Below are 18,887 nucleotides of genomic sequence, written 5' to 3' on the forward strand. Positions count from 1 at the left end.
CGGGAGTGTTCTGATCGTGGGCTCGCCAGTGTCGTTCAAATTGGGTCTCGTGCAGCACGCGTGCCCGGTGGATGCGAGCCCGGACCAGAATCTGGCCCACGCGTTTGAGATGATTCGGGAGGCAGCGGGTCGTGGGGCCGATCTGGTGGCGACGCAGGAGTTGTTCACGGGGCACTACTTCCCGCAGGTAGAAGACCCTGAGCACTTTGGGCTGGCGGAGACGATCCCGGGTCCGACGACGGGGGTGCTGTGTGAGTTGGCGAAGGAGCTGCGGATCGAGATCTCGGCGTCCTTGTTCGAGCGGCGGGCGCCGGGGCTGTTTCACAACACGTCGGTGATGATCTCGCCTGGTGGTGAGATCGTCGGCACGTATCGGAAGATGCACATCCCGGACGATCCTCGGTTTTACGAGAAGTACTACTTCACGCCCGGGGATGCGCCGGACGGGTTCCGGGTGCAGTCGACACGTTTTGTGAAGACGGGGATGCTGGTGTGCTGGGATCAGTGGTATCCCGAGGCGGCGCGGCTGACGGCGCTTCGGGGTGCGGAGATTCTTTTCTATCCGACGGCGATTGGCTGGCACAAGGAAGAAGATGACGGTGAAAATCAGCGGCAGCGCGAGAGCTGGCAGATCATGCAGCGGTCGCACGCGATCGCGAACGGGGTGTATGTGGCGGCGATCAACCGGACGGGGGTGGAGGGCGACCTGACGTTCTGGGGCAGCTCGTTCATTGCGGACCCGGGTGGTGCGGTGATCGCGGAGGCGCCGGTTGATCAGGAAGCGGTGCTGGTCGCGGAGTGCGATCTGACGAAGATTCAGGAGTCGCGGATTGGCTGGCCGTTTTTGCGTGATCGTCGGGTGGATGCGTACGGCGATCTGATTCGTCGGATGCTGGACGGGACCTGAGTCAGACCGAGCGTGCCTCGCGGAAGAGGCATCGTTGGGTTTTTTCAGTAGAACCGTTCCTCCATTTTGAAGCGACGAGGTCATGCCTCCCTATTACGAAGTCACGCGCGACGGCGAATCGGCTGTGATGAAGCAGGGTCCGACGCCTGCTGAGCTTGGGTATCGGATGCCGGCGGAGTGGGAGCCGCAGCAGCGGGTGTGGGTGACGACGCCTACCAACCCGGACACGTTTCCCGGGTGTCTGCAGGAGGCTCAGGAGCAGCACGCGGCGTGGTGCGGGGAGATGTCGAAGGTGGTGCCGGTGACGACGACGCAGTCCGTGGGGATTGCGCCGGAGGACGCCTGGGTGCGGGACTACGGCCCGATTTTCCTGGTGGATGACAAGGGCGGGCTGGCGTTCAACAACTACCGGTTCAACGCGTGGGGCGGGAAGTACCCGCCTTGGGACAAGATGGACGCGGTGCCGGACATCATCGCGGCGTTTCTGGAGACGGAGACGGGTCGTGTGATCCCGCACTGGAAGCACGACATGGTGCTGGAGGGCGGAGCGTTCGAGGTGAACGGCAAGGGCTCGTTGTTAACGACGGAGGCTTGTCTGCTTCATCCGAACCGGAACCCGACATTGAGCAAGCAGCAGATCGAGGCGAATCTGGCGGGGACGCTGGGCGTGGACAACATCATCTGGATGCCGAAGGGTTTGAAGGGCGACGACACGGACGGGCATCAGGACGACCTCGCGCGGTGGATCACGGCCGACACGATCGTGGCGGTGCGAGCGCCGGAGGGTCATCCGGATCACGAGGCACTGGAGGCCAACTGGCAGGCGCTGCAGGAGGCTCGGGATCAAGATGGGCAGAAGCTGAATCTGATCGAGCTGCCAGAGGTGGACCCGCCGGTGACGTACGAGATGCCGGACGACTACGAGGCCGAGCGGAATGCGAATGGCGAGACAACGGGTGGTGGGCATCTGCCGGCGTCGTACACGAACTACCTGATCTCGAACGGGCATCTGTTTCTGCCGGTGTTCGGCCGGCGGACGGATGACGCGGCGATCCGGCTGTACGAGCAGGCGGCCCCGCACCTGACGGTGGTGCCGATTCGTTCGGAGTGGCTGATCGTGGGGCGCGGGTCGCTGCATTGTTTGAGTCAGCAGCAGCCGGCGGTTGAAAGCTGATTAAGTAGACGCTGGGTTTCGCCACTCGATCAGCGTGGCCCAGTTGTTGCTGGCTTCGTCGATGAGGTAGTCCTGTAGGATGCCGCGGACTTTGAAGCCGTTGCGGAGTTGGAAGGTGAGGGTGCTGTCGGTGAGTTCGCCGGCGACGACTTTGTTGACGTAGTCGCTGGGTGAGAGTTTGTGTTTGTGGTGGGCGTAGTCGGGGATGAGCCCGCCGGCGACGATGCCTTCTTTGTGGTGGCGGATCACGAGGTCCTTGCGGGCCTGGTAGAGGGCTTTGCCGATGCCTCGGCCGCGGGCGCAGGGGTGCGTGGAGATATCGGCGCCGTAGTAGTAGTCGCCTTGTGGGTTGTGGTTGCGGAAGAAGTTGTTGTCGACGATTTCAAGGAAGGTGTGTCCGGGGTCGTCGAAGTTGAAGTCGATGAAGAAGCCGGAGCCCTGGCCGACGACACGGCCTTGCGGGCAGCACGGGGCCGCTGAGAGTTCGGGGCTGTCGGGGAGGATGGCGACGATCTGGCCTTCGGGGAAGACCTTGTGTTGGCTTTCGAATTGCGGGACGCGCATCAGCTCGCGGGGGTCGAGCGTGGGGTAGCAGTCGATCTGCAGCTGCTCGAGCGCGGCGAAGTGCTCGGGCTCGATGGTCACCAGCTGGAGGTCGTCGGTGTTGGCGGCCATGTCGGCTTAGCGGGGTGTCTTCCACTTCTCGTAGGCGGCGTGGACGGCGGCTTCGAGCGCGGTCATGGCTTCTTCGAGCTGCTCATCGGTGATGACCAGAGGACAGAGGATGCGGAGGCAGCTGGTGTAGAGGCCGGCGCGGATCATGATGAGTCCGCGTTGGAAGGCTTCCTGCACGATGTCGACCGGGGCTTGCTTGTTGGGCTCTTTGGTTTTGGGGTCCATGACGAACTCCATGGCACACATCGCGCCGAGTCCGCGGACGTCGCCGATGAACTCGTACTTGGCCTGCCACTGCCGGAAGCGGTCCATGATGACCTTGCCGACCTCGTTGGCGCGGTCGGCGAGTTTGTGTTTCTCCATGTGGTCGATGGTGGCGAGGGCGGAGGCACAGGCGACGGGATTGCCGCCATAGGTGGAGCCGAGCCCGCCGGGGTGGGGAGCGTCCATGATGTCGGCTTTGCCGGTGACGGCGGAGATGGGCAGGCCGGCGCCGATGCTCTTGGCGGTGATGAGCATGTCGGGTTCGACGCCGGCGTGCTCGATGGCGAACATCTTGCCGGTTCGGCAGAAGCCGGTCTGGACTTCGTCGGAGGCGAGGAGGATGCCGTGGTCGTCGCAGATGCGGCGGAGGGCCTGGAGGTATTCGGGGGGTGCGGGGATGAACCCGCCTTCGCCTAAGACAGGTTCGATGATGACGGCGGCGACGGATTCGGGTGAGACCTGCGCGGTGAAGGCTTTGTGGAGTTCATCGATGCAGGAGCCGACGCAGGTGGACCCACCGCAGTTGGTCCGGCTGCATCGGAAGGGGTAGGGGTAGGGGATGCGGTAGACGTCGGAGCAGAAGGGGCCGAAGCCGCGTTTGAAGAGGTCGTACTTGCTGGTCATTGTCATGCCGAGGAGCGAGCGGCCATGGAAGGCGCCTTCGAAGACGATGATGGCGTGTCGTTTAGTGGCGTAGCGAGCGATCTTGACGGCGTTCTCGCCGGCTTCGACGCCTGAGTTGAGGAGGATGGTTTTCAGCGGGCCGGAGATGGGCGCGAGCTCGTTGAGTTTTTCGCTGAGCGCGACCATGGGTTCGTAGGTGCCGACGATGGAGCAGAGGTGCCAGAGCTTGTCGACCTGTTCGTGGACAGCCTCTTTAATGCCCGGCATGACGTGGCCGACATTCATCGCGCCGATGCCGCCTGCCATATCGATGAAGGTGTTGCCATCGACATCGGTGACCATCGCACCTTCGGCGCGTTCGGCGACTAGCGGTGTGGCGCGGGCGTTGCCGCGGACGACAGCAGCTTCGCGGCGGTCGAGGATGGCCTGGGCCTTGGGGCCGGGCAGGGGGGTGTTGATCTGGATCAGGCTGTCTTTAAGGGCGGTGGTCATCGTGAGGCTTCTTTCTCGGCGGCGGGTGTGAATCCGTGATCGGTGGCCCGGAAGGTTTCCCAGGGTTGGGTATCGGGGCGTCCCCAGCAGGCCCAGAGGGTTCGGGCTTTGGGGTCCATGACGACGGCCCCTGAGGTTTCGACGTTGTAACCGTCGAGAGGGTCGTGGCAGATGCCCATGCCATCGGCACGACGGGTGGCCAGGAAGGCTTTGAGCTTGCCGGGGTCGAGCTGGTGTTGTTGATCGATGAGGTCGGCGGCTTCGGCGAGGCGTGTTCGTGTGCAGGCTTTGGCGGTGGGGTGCTTGTCGCGTTGGACGGCCTCGGTGCTGGGATCGAGGCAGTGGTTGGTGTGGAGGAGCAGATCCTTAAGCGGGGTGACGGCCCGGTGGGATGGGGTGGCCTCGATGTTGTAGCCGGCCCAGCCGCCGGCTTCGGTCGGGCCGAGCAAGAGGTAGTTGTGGGCACCGGCGAGTTTGGCGCGGTCGAGTTCGGCGCGGGCGGCTTCGACGGTTCGCTGGCGGAGCATGGCTCGGACCACAAAAACCCAGGTGACGCCGACCTGCCCGTCGGTCACGAGGATGTTGTTGATGCCGACGCAGACGCCGGCGTCGTTCATGCCGATCATGCCGACACAGCCGGCAAGGGTAAAGGTGATGACGGAGGGCTCGCCCGGACGGTCGATGGAGATCATCCGGACGTGCGGCGTGGCGGTGGGGTGCATGTCCCAGGTCTGGGCGAAGTAGGGACGGTCGGCTCCGGCGCGCTTACCGCTGACGATGGCGGCGGTGCATCCGCCTGCCTCGTCGCCGGCGGGCTCGCTGCCGCGGTGGGCGTAGACGGTGTCGACGAAGTCGGTGAAGCCGTTCATGATGAGTGCTTCGACCGGGTCGATGCCAGCGCCCTCGGCGATGCCGTGGAGTTCTTCGGAGAGGGAGGGGTCGTAATCGTCCTGCTCGGCGAGGCATTGTTCGCCGAGGGCTCGGATGGTGGCGGCGGGGGCGCCGCCCTGGGTCCAGTGGGGGTCGGAGAGGAGTTCCATGCGTTCGGCGGTGATGGCCCGGATCTCAGGGGCCCAGGCCTGGCCGTGCTTGAAGCCGGCGTCGTAGGGGGAGCCTTCGAGTCGGAGCCACTGGATAGATGCCATGGGTTCTCGCTTGGGGCGTGGTTGCGTCGAGCGGAGATTATAGAAGGCTGGGCCGATCGGCTGCAGCGGGTCAGGGGCTGATTACAATTGTGCTTTCGGAAGAACAGGATGGAGACAGCTTTATGGCTGGACACAGCAAGTGGGCCAATATCAAGCACCGGAAGGGCCGTCAGGACGCCCGGCGGTCGAAGATCTGGAGCAAGTGCTCGCGGGCGATCATCGTGGCGGCGCGGAATGGCGGGGGCGATCCGGCGATGAACCTGGCGCTGAGGTATGCCATCGACGATGCCAAATCCGAGAACATGCCCAAGGACACGATCGCGAACGCCATCAAAAAGGGGGCGGGCAACGCGGATGGCGAGAGCTACGAGGCGGTGGTTTACGAGGGGTATGGCCCGAACGGGGTGGCGGTGATGCTGGATTGCCTGACCGACAACAAGAACCGGACGGTGCCCGAGCTGCGGAAGATTTTTGAGAAGTGCGGCGGCAATCTGGGGGCTTCGGGCTGTGTGGCCTACAACTTCCAGAGTAAGGGGCAGGTCTACATCAGCAAGGAGGCGATCTCCGAGGAGGCGCTGATGGAGCTGGTGCTGGAAGCGGGTGCGGAGGACGTGACGGATGAGGGGGAGAGTTTCAGGGTGCTGACCCAGCCCGCGGACCTGATTCCGGTGCGAGAGGCCATCGAGGCAGCCGGCCTGGAGGTGGAATCGGCGCAGCTGGCCATGATCCCGGAGACGACCGTGACCTGCACGGGCAAGGATGCGAAGAAGGTGCTGGACCTGATGGAGACGCTGGAGGATCACGACGACGTCCAGAAGGTGCACGCGAACTTTGATATTCCGGATGAGGAGATGGCGGGTCTGGATTAGGTACTGTCTGGTCTTATGACGTTGTCTGCGGTAGTCTGAGGTGTATCCAACTGATTCCGGAGCGTGCCATGACCCTCTCTTTGCTGCGTTCGATCTCTGTGTTTTTGCTGCTGGGGACTGTGGTCTGGGCGGCTCCGCATGTGGTAAGCACGACGCCGGAGCATATGGCGATGGGCGTCGACCCGAAGCTCCGTCAGGTGGTGGTGACCTTCGATCAGCCGATGAATCGCTCCGGGATGTCGGTGGTGGGGGACGAGCGCACGATGCCGCGGATCGGTCGGACGCGCTGGGCGAATCAGCGGACCTTTGTGTTGCCGGTGCTCCTCGAGCCGGACCGGATGTACCGGATCGGTTTCAACGACGATCGCTATCAGAACTTCAAGAGTGAGCAGGGCGAGTCGGCCGAGCCCTTCGTGCTGGAGTTTCGGACGGGTGCCAAGCGGGAGCGGAACACCCGTGAAGCGGCGGTCTACACGGCTGAGCAGCAGCAGACGGCGGTGGAGTTGATGCGTGAGGCGATGGCCGTGCGTTACTCGCACTACGAGCGCTTCATGATCGACTGGCCCGGGGAGATCGATGCGATGTCCGGGGCGTTGGTGCGGGAGCGCACGCCTCAGCGCTTCGCCATGCTGGCAGCGCAAATCCTCAAGCAGGCTCAGGACAAGCACCTGTTCCTCGAGGTCGAGGGCGAGCGGATCTCGACGCATGTCGCGCCCGTGAATCCGAACATCGACGAGTCCTGGATCCGCGCGGCGGCCAGGGACTGGCAAGAACCGAATCCCTACCTTGCCTTTGCCACACTCCGTGGCGGGGTGCCTTATGCACTGGTCAGGACCTGGGGGGCGCAGACCGAGGATGCTTACGAGCCGTTGTTTGCGTTTGTCGGTCGGCACGTCGATGAGCCGGGTCTGATTATCGACGTGCGGCTGAATGGCGGGGGGTCGGAGAAGATCGCCAGGCAGTTTGCAGGCTGCTTTGTGGATGAGCAGATGCTCTACGCCAAGCACGTCTACCGGGACGAAGGGTTGCCGCTGGGCTTCACCGATCCGATCGAGAGGCGGGTTGAGCCCAACTTCGCGAGGCCGCGGTATCGCGGGCATGTGGCGGTGTTGTCCGGGCCGGCGGTGATGAGTTCCGCCGAGGCGTTCCTGCTGATGATGCGTCAGGCGCCGCGGGCCACGATCTTTGGGGAGACCTCGCAGGGCAGTTCCGGCAACCCGGTGCCCTACGACCTCGGCAACGACGTGATGCTGTACGTTCCGAGCTGGAAGGCGATGACGCCTTTTGGTGATGAGTTCGAGGGCTACGGGATCGACCCGGATGTGGAGGTTCCCTGGGAAGCGCCGGGCTTGCTGACGCCCGACCCGGTCCTGGAAGCAGCGATCAGGCACATCGAGGATTTGTAGAGGTATGGATTCGATTCGCGTTCGGGCCCGGTATGTGGGGCGTGTTCAGGGTGTCGGGTTTCGGATGACAGCCGTTGAGTTGGCCGGACCGTATGCGATCACCGGTTTTGCCCGCAACCTCCCGGACGGCTCGGTTCGCGTGGAGGCCCAGGGGCCGACCGGCGATGTCGAAGCCTTCTTCGATCGGCTGGAGAAGGTGATGGAGCGGCACATCACCGGCGTCGATCGGCAGGTCGTGGCCTGCCTGCCGGCGGAGACCGAGTTCGCGTTCGGGGTGGGTTAGTCAGCGCTTGTCATCGACGCGCACGACGACCAGGGTGGTGTCGTCGTTGGCTCGGCGGATGCCGGTGAACCGGCGCACCTGCCAGAGCAGGTGGTTCATGATCTTCTCGGCGTTGCCCTCGGCTTCGAGCAGGGCGGCGTACAGTCTTTCTCGTCCGAATTGCTCGCCGTCGAAAGACTGCGCTTCGGTGACGCCATCGGTCACGAGGACGAGGAGGTCGCCGGGTTCAAGGTCCCAGAGGCCTTTGTCGTAGGGCACCTCGCGTTCGACGCCGACGACCAGCCCACCGGCTTCGAGCTTGTGGAGTCTGCCATTGCGACGGAGCAGGGGGGGTTCGTGGCCGGCGTTGCAGTAGGTCAGCCGGAGTGTTCTGGGATCGATGACGCCGTAGAACAGCGTCGCGAACTCGCTGTCGAGGGTATCGCGGGTGAGGGCCCGGTTGACGCGTGACATGATCTCGTCGATGTCGTAGAGGTCCTGTGCGTAAGCGCGGAGCGAGGCACGGACGGAGGCCATGAGCAGGCTGGCCGCGACCCCCTTGCCGACGACGTCGCCGATGACGATGCCGAGGTTATCCTCCAGGCGGAGGAAGTCGTAGAAGTCGCCAGCGAGCTCGTAGCTGGGAATGTAGCGGGCGGCGATGTCCAGACCGGGGAAGTCGGGTTTTCTCTGCGGGAGCATTCGCCGCTGCACGCTGCCGGCGAGGTGCAGCTGGTGGACCAGCTTCTCTTTCTCACGACGTTCTTCATCGAGTCTGGCGTTCTCGATAGCGGCCCCGAGGATCTGCGCCAGCGCGACGATCAGATCGCTCTCGAATTCGGTGAACCGCCGTTTCTTGCCGGTAAAGACCTGCACGGTGCCGATGGCCTTGCCCTGGTAGGCGATGCCGACGCAGAGCATCGAGACCAGGCCCTCGGCGCGGGCTTCTTCGGGGTAGAGCACGCGCGGGTCGGTGCCCATGTCGGCGACGTAGACGGGCTCTCCGGCGAGTGCCTTGGTGAAGATGGGGCTGTGTTCGACGTCGAGCGCGCCCTTCTCCAGATAGGCCGGGGAGAGGCGATAGCTGGCGCGGGTGTCTAGTGCCTGCCGTTCCTCATCCAGCAGACGGATGCTGACCGCGCGGGCGTCCATCACTTCCCCCACCGACCGTGCGGCGAGGTCGAGGACGAGCCTGAGGTCGCGTTGTCCCGAGAGGATCGTGCTGATCCGATAGAGCACGGCGAGTTCTTCGACGCGTTGGCGCGACTGGATCTCCTGCTCGCAGAGCCGGGTGAGGCTGTTGGCGATCAGGTGCAGCAGCTCGATGCCGACGGCGAGCTTGCGTGCATCCGGTTTCTCACAGGTAGCCTTCCCATCGATGTCGAAGGCCTGTTCGGCCTGGAGCTCAATGGTTCCCAGCCGGACGTTGCCGGCGCTGATGGTGGCCCGGAAGATCCCATCGTCCTCGCCATCACCGGTCAGCAGCTCGCCGAGCAGCGCATCCGACTGCGCACGCTTGGCTGGATCGGTGGCTTCGGTGAGCGCGCGGCCGGCGGTGTCGGCGAAGCGGGCGTGCAGGCCGATGGCAGCGGTCAGGCTGTCCTGGAGTTGTTGGAGCGTGTTCCGGTCGAAGTAGGCGAGCAGGGTATCGGTGCGCGACACCCGGTCCTGGCGCATCAGTTCCGGGACGGTCTGGGTTGGCGGGATGGATAGGCTGTCGCCGGTCGGGCCCAATCGGGGGCTCCTGTGCGCTGACTCGAAGCGGGGTCGGGTGGGTGGAGCTTACTCGATGCCGATGGTCGGTCCGGATGAGGCGTCCTCTGGCAGCCAGAGCCGCTCGAGCAGCGGGATGAGCGGGTCGGTGCCGGAGGCGGCCCCGGCGACCGCGAGGCCGTATCGGACGAGCTGCCGCGATTCGAGCTGATAGCCGAGATAGGCCAGGAGTAATCCGGGTTGACTCTGGTCGGAGCTCGCGGCGATGGCCCGCTGGAGCTCGGTCTGGATCCAGTTGATCCGGTCGGCGGGCGGGAGCACGGACTCGCCATAGCGGACCGTGAGCACTTCGGGGTGATCGTTGAACAGGCCTCGGAGATTGGCCGAAGCCGAGCGGATCATGCCGGCGGCCATCTGCGCGTGGATCAGGCCGGCCCGGGCCATGGGGTGCCCGGGGCTCTGGATCAGCGCCTGCTGGTAGGTGCGTTCGGCGGCGAAGAAGGCGTTGTCGGCCAGTTGGCCTTCGGCCTGCTTCATGAGTTCGGCGAAGCGGTTCTCGCGCTCGCCGACGAGGGTGTCGAGTCGGTCGGTCGGTAGCGCGATCCGGCGGACGAGCTGTTCGAGGGCATCAACGGCTTCGGGATCGGCCTGAGGCTCATCGGTTTCGATGTCGCTGGGCGTGGACTCGGTATCGGTACCCTCGTCGAGGAAGAGGTCGTCCTGAAACAGTCCGCGCGCCATGTTGCGGGCGTTCTCAGCGGCCTGGACCCGATCTTCAGCGGGTTCATCGATCGACGCACGCAGCTCGTCCGACAGCGACGAGCCGTCCGGGTAGAGCATCTGGTTGCCGGGGAGGGTCTCGGTGGTGCCGTCGCTGCTGGCGAGGTTGCCTTGCACCCGTTCGCGGATGAGGTCGGCGTAGACATCGTCGCCCGGGTCGAACTGCCGGAGGGTTGCCTGGTTGAAGATCGAGGCTTCGAGCACGGCGACGAGCTCATTAAGCGGCTGGGCATCAATACCCACCCGCTGGGAACCGGGCGCAGCGGCCTGAAGCTGGTTGCCGAGGATCAGCGAGGCACCGCCGATCCGGCGATCCCCCAGGGCCTGGGAAGCAGATCTCGGCGCGGCGGCAGCGTCGGTACCGGGGGCCGCGTTGAAGCTGCGGAGCAGGCTGGGCGGTCTGGAAAAGGGTGAAGCGTCCGCGGGTTCCTGCGGGTCGGCCTGCGGGGCCGGTCGCTGCGATTCACCGGTCAGGCTACGGACGCCGGTCAGCGGCGAAACCCGGATCTCCAGAGCACGGCCCTGTTGATCCTGGAAGCGTGCGATCGCCGAACCATCGGTTTCGAAAGCCGCGTCATTGAGTCTGACACCGGCTCCGGGCGCGTTGGTCACGCCATAAACCCGGTAGTCGGCCCCCTCGGGGACGAGTTTGTTGGTGCGGTTGCCGACGCCGGGAATCCCCTGGTTGGGGACCAGCGGAGCGAAGGTCCGCGCGACCGAAGGGGTTTCGCCTGGGATCTGAGGCGGCACCAGAGAGGTGTTCACGTTGCCGACACCCGAGCCGAAGCTGTCGGCCCGGAAGCGGAACAGGTTGTTGCTGCCGAGCGTGTCGGTGAACTCGCCCGCGGCGGAGTAGTTGATGACGCCCCGGAACTGCGAGAAGTCGGTGACGTTGCCTGTGATCCGGTTGTTACGGGCGGCGTAATCGACCTGGCCTTCGAGCCGGTTGACACCCCCCGATCCGACCTGCTGATTGGCATCGAGGGCGCGGCCGCCACTGTCAACGCGCTGCTGGGCCAGAGCGGGGCTGGCGGCGAGGGTCAGGGCTGCTGCAAGCAGGATGGCACGGTTCATGGCTGGGCTCCTGGCCGGTCAAAACCGGGGTCGGTCAGAGGATCTCGAGGATCTCGAAGCGCTTGGTGCCCCTAGGCAGATCGACGCGGACGGTCTCGCCGACGCGGGCTCGAAGCAGCGAATCCCCCATCGGGCTGGAGGCCGTGACCTCGATGGCGTCGCCGTCGAACGAGCCGCTGGACTCACCGACGAGCTTATAGAGATCGTCGGTTTCGTCGTCGAGGTCTTTCAGCCGCACCGTGGCTCCGAGGAAAACCATGTCCTCCGGGATCTCTACGTCCTCAGCGACCTGCGCGGTTCGGAGTCGTTCTTCAAGCCGCTTGATCTCTGCCTCCTCCATACCTTGCTCGTCACGCGCGGCGTGGTACTCGGCGTTCTCCTTGAGGTCGCCTTGGGCACGAGCTTCGGCGATACGCTCAGTGAGGATCACCCGGCGCTCTTTGAGCTCGTGGAGCCGGGCTTCGATCTTGGCTTTGTCTTCGGCGGTGATGAAATCCATCGATGGTCCTTGGTCGTCATGATGCCCCCTCTCCGGGGCGTGACTTGGCAAACACGTGATTTTAGCAGAACCCTGACAGTTTGAAGCCTATTTCTTGGGATTCGGCCCGACTGTGCCTACCGCCCGATCCTGCCTGATCGCTCGTGAACGCGGAATCGTGAGCAACGCGAAGATCACCAGCACCCACGCGGCCGCTGCCGCTCCAAAGGCGACCGAGATGCTGTTGGACGGCACCTGGACGAGCTGGCTCCGCGTCAGCTCCCAGGACAACAACAGCGGTGACGCGCCCAACAGCCCCGGCAGAGGAACCCGGTCAGAGAGAGCCAGGAGTGGGAGCAGAAAGAAGACCAGGCAGAGGCCGGCGGCGATCATCGTGCGCACGAGGCTTCCACGGAGAAGTCCGAGTCGGACCCAGGCCGCGGCGAAGAGCATCCAGCCGAGAAGAATGACCGACAACCAGAGATTGGCTTCGAGTGGCCAGCGGCCAAGAATGCTCAGCGGCCAGAGCACAAACTGGGCCAGGATAAGCACAACCAGGGCTTCGGCAACGGGCCGACAGTGGGCGGTACTCCCCGGCGCGGGCCTGGGGGTGTCGAGCCAGCTGAGTCTTCCGATCGGCCAGAGCAGCAGCAGGGCGGTCGTGACCAGCAAGACCATGACCCGGGCGCCGGTGCCCATCCAGCCGAGCGTCAGGCCGACCACGCCCCAGCAACCGAGCAGCCAGAGTGATGACCAGAAAAGGACCCAACGCATGGCACAGTCTTTCGTCGATGGGTCTCAGAAGGGAAGTGTCGGTTTCAGATCACGAGGCGATTCAGGGCATCCGGCTGACCTGAATCGCCGGGGTGTACACATCGACCACAGCGCCGCCAGCGTCGATGGTGCCGCGCTCGCTGGCGACCTCGCGCAGCCAGCTGAGCTTCACATCGGCGGGGTGTTCGATCGCGCGCTCTTCACCCGGCGGCAGGCCCCAGCGAACCTGGCCTTCCGACGTGTGCATGACCAGGTGAACCCGGCCCTGACGATCGCGTTTGCTGATATCGAAGGCAACGACCTGATCGGCGAAGGGTTCCCGCTCAACCAGCAGGGCGAGCTTGAGCCCGGCGGGGATGGCGTCGTCACGCCAGGTCGAGCCGGCGACCGGGGTCGCGGCCCGGACGCCCGTGATCAGCGGCAGGCCGAGCTGGCTGGCCTGCGCCTGGCTGTAGACGCCGGGCAGCCGGATACCGGCTTCGTCAACAATGAAGTAGCCGTCGCGGCCTTCGAGCACGGCGACGGGCTCGCGGTAGCTGGCGATGACCTCGGCCCCGCCATCCGACAGCCGGCGAACCCGGTGCACCTCTTCAACCCAGGGGTTGGCGGCAAGCGCCTGAGCGGCGATCGACAGGCCTTCCTGATCCAGGCGGTCTTCGGTGAGTCGCTCGGCGACATCGCGCCGGAGTTCCTCAGCGACGACCGGGCTCATCCAGCTTGGCTGATCGACCAATTCGACGGCTTCCTGCGCGGTGGTCAGCGGGACGCGGTCCACGAGGTAATCGCGTAGAGCGTCCTCAGCCGGATGCCAGCCGAAGACGATCCCAAGGCACAAAAGCATCACCGCGGCGATGGCCAGCCCGCGTTGGGTGCGCTCGCTGTCCCAGGCCGACGAAGCGGCTGTCTTCGATCGGCTGCCGGCTTTGGACCGGGTCTTCTTGGTCTTTGAACGAAAGGGCCACATCTGAGGGGCGTTCTCCGCGTCTGGGGCGTCTTGGGTAGGTATGTCTCGCTAACCAGTGCGATCGGCGGGGAGGGCGTCCCGGCCACACTGAATGATATTCAATGGCTCCTGCGGGTTACCCATCGCCATGCCCACCAGCCTTGTCACAAGGTCTACGGCCTCCAGCCCGGCCCGGTTCGCGGCCATGGGCAGCAGAGAGTGGGATGTAAACCCAGGCAGCGTATTGATTTCCAGAATCTGGAGCTCGTTCTCGTCGCTGAGGATGAGATCAACCCGGCTCAGATGACGGGTACCTATGAGCCGGTGGGTCTGCTCCGCGAGGGACTGGATCCGCTGATAGAGGTCATCGGGCAGGCCGAGGTCGAAGAGGTACTGGGTGTCCTCGCTCTCGTACTTGGCCTGGTAGTCGTAGAAGCTCGCCGCCGAGCGGATCTCGATGATCGGCAGGGCGGTGACCGGCTGATCTGGCTCCGGCCCACCCAGGACCGAGACCGTCAGCTCCCGGCCCGGAATGAAGCGCTCAGCGAGCAGCGTGCCGAAGTCCGGGTGCAGCCGATCGCGGGCCGGTTCGAGGTCGTCAAGGCTCCGGCAGATCGCCATGCCCAGGCTCGAGCCCTCAGCGACCGGCTTGAGGACGACCGGTGTCGGCAGATCAAGCGGGTCACCCGGGCCCAGCAACTGGTGCTCGGGCGTCGGCAGACCGGCTTCGAGCAGCCGCTGCTTGGTCGCGTGCTTGTTCATCGCCAGCTTGGCGGCTTTGGAGCCCGAGCCGACGAAACACAGACCCCCTTTCTCCAGTTCCTCCTGAAGCGGCCCGCCTTCGCCCCACGGCCCGTGCAGCGCGGGGAAGACCACACGCCGCTCAGCGGCAGCGACATCCAGCGCCGAGAGGTCATCGGGCAAGACGTCCCGCACCTGCGTGTCGTAGCCGGCTTGCTCCAGGGCCTCGGCGATCAGCGCACCCGACATCAGGCTCACCGGGCGTTCCCGATCGGGGCCGCCGGCGAGCACCATCACCTTCCGTGGCGGGGCGTCGTCCGTGCTCATGAAGAAGTCAGTGTCCTGCGGACCTTGCCGAGATCTGCCTGGCGATCGGCATCAGCATGTCGGGCACGAGGTGATCCGTGGCCAGTTCCTCGCACTTGGTCATCAGCTCGGTCTGGATCCCGGGCAGGTCTTCCAGCCGGTCGATCGGTCCGTACTGCCGAAGCGTCAGGAACAGGCTGATCGGCTCGCCCCGGTACGCCTTGGTCGAGCCCCTCCGGGAACGCGGCCGGCTCTTGGCCTCGAAGTAGGCCTGCAGGTCGCCACGCTCGTTCAGCGACATCCCGAGCACCGGCTGCACGTCCAGCGTCTTGGCACCGGGCAGCTTGAGCAGCCCGCCCAGCCGGGATTCGGCGAACAGCGCCTCGTAGATGATGTCGTCGTGGTTGTCCTTGCACTCGAGATCGAAACCGAACATGAGCTCGATGTAATCGATGTCGATAGGGCTGAGGCTCAGGTGGTAGGGCAGCAACTCCTGGATCATCCCGTGGAAGCTGGCCGCCTCACCGAGCGACCGCGGGTTCACGTGCCCGGTCCGGATCGAGTTCCGCCGCAGCGCCAGCCAGGTGTACTCGCTGTCGCGCTTGGACGACTCGAGCGCAAGCTCGCCCTCGTACCTGCGGAACCGGTTCATCGACGGCTGGGCCTTGCGCACCCGGTCGAAGAAGTGCAGCACCGTGTCGCGCTCACTGGGCAGGTCCATCTTGAGCGCGAGCTTGTGATTAACGTAGAAGTCGGTCGAGAGAGCCCCGAAGCTCGTCACCATGCGTGATCTCCTAGGCTCAGCGGCCCAGAAACAGGCCGCGAATCCCTAAGTATACACGCCAGAAGCCCGAATCGGGTTCGGTGTTAGGGTGGGTAAGATGGGGTAACAACGAGCGGGTCTTTCAGGAGATCTTGTGATGAACCGGTGGATGCTGACGGGTCTGGTGCTTCTTCTTGCGGGTTTCTCTTATGCACCAACCTCCGCCGAGACCGTGCGGCCCGAGACACCGGAGATCCGCGGGGCCGACCGGGTCTACCGCTTGAATCCGGGGAAGACCATCATCGATCGTGCCGCCTTGTCGCCGGATGGCCGCTACGCCGCGGTGATCGATACCGCCTACTTCGTAGACCCCTCTGTGGAACAACATCCGTCCGCGTTGGTGTGGCCAGACCCCCTGCCAGCGGACAACGGCCTGATCGTGACCTCTTTTCGCTGGTTCGATCTCGCCACGGGCAAAACCCTTGGATATCTCCCATTCCCGCCCGAGATCAATCCTCCCCACGGTGGCTCACGTTTAGGGGGTTGGGCTGGCCACGTAGACGTCTACAGCTCTAACGACAACCAATCAGTGATCCTCGAGTACCAGTCATCCAAGTATCAGAGAGCGCTGGCGTCGTACTCGCTGAACACCTGCACCATCACGGGAAAGTGGTTCGCTGACGAGAACGACCGCAACAACATCACAGGGTTCACGAGGGTACGCCGGTACACCCACGGTAAGTACCTCGATGTCATCTATCACGAAGACAAAGCAAGCCGAATCGCTCGCCTGTCATTCGCAGACCTGAGTGAGTTGGCCTCGATCAGGCTTGAACACGTATCGCTCGACGCTGAGTTTCGACAGCGACTTCTCAGGCTTGGGCCGTACGAGCCCGTCTGGAGGCATCTACTGAATCGTCGTTTTGGTGGGTACGCTTATCTATGGGATCACGAGAGCGACCGACTCAAGGTTGCGTCAAATCTGTTCGCCGATGCATATGAACAAGCCACGCCATCCAATCTTCCGCGGCCACAACTTGTCGCCACCTTGAAAGCCAGCAACGCTGAGTTGATCGACGTTGATCTGATCTATCTCAGTGAAGATGGTTACCCATCTCCGATATTGACCGAGGATGGGCTCTATGCCACGTCGAGCAAGAACGCTTCTCTGTCGCCAATGCAGCCCTCTGACCTTGAGTGGGGTCTGATAGTCTTCAGGATGCAGGATGGCCGATTGCATTGGGCGAGCGATCGGTTTGATTCAGATTTCAGCTATACACCCGTGGATGGCGGGGTCATGCTTCTCGAAGCACCCCCTCGCGAATCGTTGAGTCGCCTGAGAAGACTATGCCTGATCGAGTTAGAGATGTCCGAGTACCGCTCGGTGCATCACACACCTCCTGTCTGGTCTGGATGGGGCCCGTTTCCGACGCGTGATCGGGCTTTCCTCCGTTACTCGCGGGATGGCTCACGCGCCGTCAACTTCGTCGACGGCGAGATCCGGGTTTATGATTTCGAAGTGGCCGATGCACCCGAGTGATTAAGGGAGAGTCGAGAGGCGGGGCAATCTGGGGGTCTTGGCAACCAATCGTCCGATGACCCACTGACAGCCGCAGCCGACTTCGCTAATCTATGGGCAGTGAATAGCTTTCATCGGAGAGAGAGGAACACCGTGCGAACACGTCTGGCTGCCGCGCTGACCATCGGGATGACCGCCATGTCTGCTTCCGGGCTTGAGATCTCCTACGACGGGTCCCAGTCGCCCAACTCTCTCACGCCGGACCCGTTCAGCTTCATCGTCTTTGGCGGGACATCCTGGTCGACCGATGGCGAGGCACTGACGCTGACGACCGCCCCAATCCGCGGCATCTGGTTCGGCAACGCCAACCACACCGGTTCCAGCGTGCCCTGGCAGATCGGCTCGCCCGAAGAGGGCAACTACCTCCGCGTCCGCGCCAAGCTGAGCGAGGGCGCTGACGAGTGGAGCATCTACCTCTACGACACCGAGTTCCTCGCCGCCTTCGGCCTGTTCGCCGACGAGTTGAGTTACAGCAATCAGGCTGGGGGTACGGTGCTGGACTGGGACCCGACCGAGTTCAACACCTACGAGTTCCTGCTCCGCGACGGCATGGTGACCTACCGCCTGAACGAGTCTCAAGTTCTTTACCACGGGCCGGCCAACGCCTCGGTCGTCAGCACCGGTTTGATGGTCATCGGCGACGGCAGTGGCTCCACACCCACCGGCACCGGCAGCATGATCATCGACGACGTGCTCTACATCAGCGGCCCCGATTTCGAGATCGTCCCCGAGCCGGGGAGCCTCGTCCTGCTCGGTCTAGCGTCGCTGGCTCTGGTTCGGCGTCGGTAGTGCCTTGGATCATTAGAATCGAGAGTCAATTCTTACACTGTCGAGCCCAGCGTTCAGACAGCGTACTGACGATTCGTTAAAGTTCAGAATTGAAACAAAAACTCGTTGTCGAGAACCCCCTGGGGTTCCTGGGAGTCTGTATGCCCTGGCTCTACCTCACCCTCGCCGCCATCTTCGAAGTGATCTTCGCCCTGGCGATGAAGCAGTCCGAAGGCTTCACACGCCTCTGGCCGACGGTCGTCACCATCATCGGCGTCATCGGCGGGATCTCGCTGCTGACGCTCGCCCTCAAGACCCTCCCGGTCAGCGTCGCCTACCCGATCTGGGTCGCCGTCGGCACCCTCGGTACCGTGGTCTTTGGTGTGGTCCTCTTTGGCGAAAATCTGTCCGCCGTGAAGGTACTCGGCGTCGTGCTCATCATCGGCGGGGTCGCCTGTCTCAAGGCATCCACGCTCGCCGACCCAGAACACGAGCCCGCGCCCCAGGCTGCGCTGGCAGACTAAGGAGTGACGCCGCCAGAAAGGTCCAACCATGCGGACAACGATTCGTGACGCGACCCCCGCCGACGCTCCGGCGTTAGGTGAACTCTCACTCGCCGCCTTCGCCGACGAGGGCCAGGAGATCGCCGGCCTGATCGAGGACCTGCTGGCAGACCCCACCTCTGAGCCAAAACTCTCACTCATCGCAGCGGACGAGGCAGATCGTGTCCTCGGCCACGTCCTGTTCACAAGGGTGGCTCTCGACCCGCCCGCGGAGGTCCAGGCGTCGATCCTCGCCCCACTGGCCGTCCACCCCGACCACCAGCGGCAGGGCATCGGCGGCCGGCTGATCGCAGAAGGCCTCAAGAGACTCGCCAAGGCAGGTATCGACCTGGTCTTCGTCCTCGGCCCCCCCGACTACTACCAGCGGCACGGCTTTCAACCCGCGGGCGCAAGGGGGTTCGACGCCCCCTACCCCATCAAGCCCGAGCATGCCGACGCCTGGATGGTCCAGGCCCTACGGCCCGGCGTGATCGACCAGCACGACGGGGTCGTCCGATGCGCCGACTCTCTGGACCAACAGAAATACTGGGTGGAGGGCTGAGCAGCCGTCCGGGCGTGCAAAGTTCCATCCTGCCCATATACTTGCA

The 18,887-nt window shown here is 64.1% G+C and carries 19 protein-coding genes; 9 read left to right on the forward strand and 10 right to left on the reverse strand.

The annotated features are described in order from the left end of the window. The first annotated feature begins 40 nt into the window (after nucleotides 1–40). Nucleotides 41–907, forward strand: a complete 867-nt coding sequence (locus tag ACQZAB_RS05780; protein WP_428390144.1) for a carbon-nitrogen hydrolase — start codon at nucleotides 41–43, stop codon at nucleotides 905–907. Between the two features lie 82 nt (nucleotides 908–989). Further along, entirely contained in the window at nucleotides 990–2,081 is a 1,092-nt protein-coding gene (locus ACQZAB_RS05785) for an agmatine deiminase family protein (protein ID WP_428387907.1), read from the forward strand. Here the strand turns inward: ACQZAB_RS05785 and ACQZAB_RS05790 are convergent, their stop codons facing one another. The 3 genes from ACQZAB_RS05790 to ACQZAB_RS05800 are packed head-to-tail and all read right to left on the reverse strand — an operon-like array spanning nucleotide 2,082 to nucleotide 5,281. Continuing rightward, the gene (locus ACQZAB_RS05790) at nucleotides 2,082–2,756 is read right to left on the reverse strand and encodes a GNAT family N-acetyltransferase (protein ID WP_428387908.1); all 675 of its coding nucleotides are present in this window, start codon (nucleotides 2,754–2,756) and stop codon (nucleotides 2,082–2,084) included. It lies immediately after the preceding gene. A 6-nt stretch (nucleotides 2,757–2,762) separates the two neighbouring features. Next, the gene (gene gabT, locus ACQZAB_RS05795) at nucleotides 2,763–4,136 is read right to left on the reverse strand and encodes a 4-aminobutyrate--2-oxoglutarate transaminase (RefSeq protein ID WP_428387910.1); all 1,374 of its coding nucleotides are present in this window, start codon (nucleotides 4,134–4,136) and stop codon (nucleotides 2,763–2,765) included. Then, nucleotides 4,133–5,281 (reverse strand): C45 family autoproteolytic acyltransferase/hydolase, encoded by a 1,149-nt coding sequence (locus ACQZAB_RS05800; protein WP_428387912.1) that lies wholly within the window; start codon nucleotides 5,279–5,281, stop codon nucleotides 4,133–4,135. Before ACQZAB_RS05800 ends, gabT begins: the two co-directional genes overlap by 4 nt. A gap of 122 nt (nucleotides 5,282–5,403) precedes the next feature. Between ACQZAB_RS05800 and ACQZAB_RS05805 the strand changes: the two genes are divergently transcribed. The 3 genes from ACQZAB_RS05805 (at nucleotide 5,404) to ACQZAB_RS05815 (ending at nucleotide 7,839) form a co-directional block, all read left to right on the forward strand. Next, nucleotides 5,404–6,150, forward strand: coding sequence for a YebC/PmpR family DNA-binding transcriptional regulator (locus ACQZAB_RS05805; protein ID WP_428387914.1), 747 nt, complete (start codon nucleotides 5,404–5,406; stop codon nucleotides 6,148–6,150). A 68-nt stretch (nucleotides 6,151–6,218) separates the two neighbouring features. Further along, a complete protein-coding gene (locus ACQZAB_RS05810) occupies nucleotides 6,219–7,556 on the forward strand; it encodes a S41 family peptidase (RefSeq protein ID WP_428387915.1) in 1,338 nt (445 codons plus the stop codon). 4 nt (nucleotides 7,557–7,560) lie between these two features. Continuing rightward, nucleotides 7,561–7,839, forward strand: a complete 279-nt coding sequence (locus ACQZAB_RS05815) for an acylphosphatase (protein WP_428387916.1) — start codon at nucleotides 7,561–7,563, stop codon at nucleotides 7,837–7,839. Here the strand turns inward: ACQZAB_RS05815 and ACQZAB_RS05820 are convergent, their stop codons facing one another. The 7 genes from ACQZAB_RS05820 to ACQZAB_RS05850 all read right to left on the reverse strand — a co-directional run bounded on the left by ACQZAB_RS05820 (nucleotide 7,840) and on the right by ACQZAB_RS05850 (nucleotide 15,411). Then, nucleotides 7,840–9,552, reverse strand: a complete 1,713-nt coding sequence (locus ACQZAB_RS05820) for a SpoIIE family protein phosphatase (RefSeq protein ID WP_428387918.1) — start codon at nucleotides 9,550–9,552, stop codon at nucleotides 7,840–7,842. A 48-nt stretch (nucleotides 9,553–9,600) separates the two neighbouring features. Beyond that, entirely contained in the window at nucleotides 9,601–11,385 is a 1,785-nt protein-coding gene (locus ACQZAB_RS05825) for a hypothetical protein (RefSeq protein WP_428387919.1), read from the reverse strand. A gap of 34 nt (nucleotides 11,386–11,419) precedes the next feature. Further along, nucleotides 11,420–11,884 (reverse strand): transcription elongation factor GreA, encoded by a 465-nt coding sequence (gene greA / locus ACQZAB_RS05830; protein WP_428387921.1) that lies wholly within the window; start codon nucleotides 11,882–11,884, stop codon nucleotides 11,420–11,422. Nucleotides 11,885–11,971: 87 nt separating this feature from the next. Further along, entirely contained in the window at nucleotides 11,972–12,637 is a 666-nt protein-coding gene (locus tag ACQZAB_RS05835) for a hypothetical protein (protein ID WP_428387922.1), read from the reverse strand. Between the two features lie 61 nt (nucleotides 12,638–12,698). Beyond that, the gene (locus ACQZAB_RS05840) at nucleotides 12,699–13,601 is read right to left on the reverse strand and encodes a cell division protein FtsQ/DivIB (RefSeq protein ID WP_428387923.1); all 903 of its coding nucleotides are present in this window, start codon (nucleotides 13,599–13,601) and stop codon (nucleotides 12,699–12,701) included. A gap of 48 nt (nucleotides 13,602–13,649) precedes the next feature. Continuing rightward, on the reverse strand, nucleotides 13,650–14,648 hold the full coding sequence (locus tag ACQZAB_RS05845; RefSeq protein WP_428387925.1) for a D-alanine--D-alanine ligase family protein: 999 nt from the start codon (nucleotides 14,646–14,648) through the stop codon (nucleotides 13,650–13,652). Nucleotides 14,649–14,655: 7 nt separating this feature from the next. Then, the gene (locus ACQZAB_RS05850; RefSeq protein ID WP_428387926.1) at nucleotides 14,656–15,411 is read right to left on the reverse strand and encodes a hypothetical protein; all 756 of its coding nucleotides are present in this window, start codon (nucleotides 15,409–15,411) and stop codon (nucleotides 14,656–14,658) included. 136 nt (nucleotides 15,412–15,547) lie between these two features. Between ACQZAB_RS05850 and ACQZAB_RS05855 the strand changes: the two genes are divergently transcribed. The 4 genes from ACQZAB_RS05855 to ACQZAB_RS05870 all read left to right on the forward strand — a co-directional run bounded on the left by ACQZAB_RS05855 (nucleotide 15,548) and on the right by ACQZAB_RS05870 (nucleotide 18,841). Further along, nucleotides 15,548–16,930 carry a hypothetical protein gene (locus ACQZAB_RS05855; protein ID WP_428387927.1) on the forward strand — a complete coding sequence of 461 codons (1,383 nt, stop codon included), beginning with the start codon at nucleotides 15,548–15,550 and terminating at the stop codon, nucleotides 16,928–16,930. Between the two features lie 132 nt (nucleotides 16,931–17,062). Continuing rightward, a complete protein-coding gene (locus ACQZAB_RS05860; RefSeq protein ID WP_428387929.1) occupies nucleotides 17,063–17,758 on the forward strand; it encodes a PEP-CTERM sorting domain-containing protein in 696 nt (231 codons plus the stop codon). Nucleotides 17,759–17,898: 140 nt separating this feature from the next. Beyond that, complete coding sequence (locus ACQZAB_RS05865; RefSeq protein ID WP_428387931.1) at nucleotides 17,899–18,261, forward strand: DMT family transporter; 363 nt, start codon at nucleotides 17,899–17,901, stop codon at nucleotides 18,259–18,261. Between the two features lie 28 nt (nucleotides 18,262–18,289). After that, complete coding sequence (locus ACQZAB_RS05870) at nucleotides 18,290–18,841, forward strand: GNAT family N-acetyltransferase (protein WP_428387932.1); 552 nt, start codon at nucleotides 18,290–18,292, stop codon at nucleotides 18,839–18,841. Nucleotides 18,842–18,887: the final 46 nt, after the last annotated feature.

Source organism: Mucisphaera sp. (assembly GCF_965279675.1).
GTDB lineage: Bacteria > Planctomycetota > Phycisphaerae > Phycisphaerales > Phycisphaeraceae > Mucisphaera.